The following is a 605-nucleotide window of genomic DNA, read 5'->3' on the forward strand; positions in this document are numbered from 1 at the left end:
AGTATACGCTTCATTATCTGATGCCATTAGTATACGCACACTATTTATTTATGGCGTGATATTAATCATTATCGGATCAATTATTGGTTACATTTTCCAACATCAATTCGCATTACTTTTAGTTGGACGTATTATTCAAACTGCAGGTTTAGCTGCTGCAGAGACATTATATGTGATATATGTTGCAAAGTATCTTTCTAAAGAGGACCAGAAGACTTACCTTGGCTTAAGTACGAGCAGTTATTCCTTGTCATTAGTTATCGGTACATTATCAGGTGGATTTATTTCTACGTATTTACACTGGACAAATATGTTTTTAATTGCATTAATCGTAGTATTTACGTTGCCATTCCTATTTAAATTATTACCAAAAGAAAATAATACAAATAAAGCTCATTTAGATTTTGTTGGCTTAATTCTAGTGGCAACTATCGCTACAACAGTCATGCTGTTTATTACGAACTTTAATTGGTTATATATGATTGGTGCCTTAATTGCGATTATCGTTTTTGCGCTATATATTAAAAATGCTCAACGTCCATTAGTAAACAAATCATTTTTCCAAAATAAACGTTATGCTTCATTTTTATTTATAGTATTTGTAA

The 605-nt window shown here is 30.7% G+C and carries 1 protein-coding gene; it reads left to right on the top strand.

Annotated features, from left to right (window positions below; translation table 11 throughout):
- Positions 1–605, top strand: a 605-nt coding sequence (locus KDK95_RS38860) for an MFS transporter (RefSeq protein WP_212522631.1), incomplete at both ends; no start/stop codon positions are given.

It is taken from the genome of Actinospica acidithermotolerans, from assembly GCF_018139625.1.
In the GTDB taxonomy this organism is placed as follows: domain Bacteria; phylum Actinomycetota; class Actinomycetes; order Streptomycetales; family Catenulisporaceae; genus Actinospica; species Actinospica acidithermotolerans.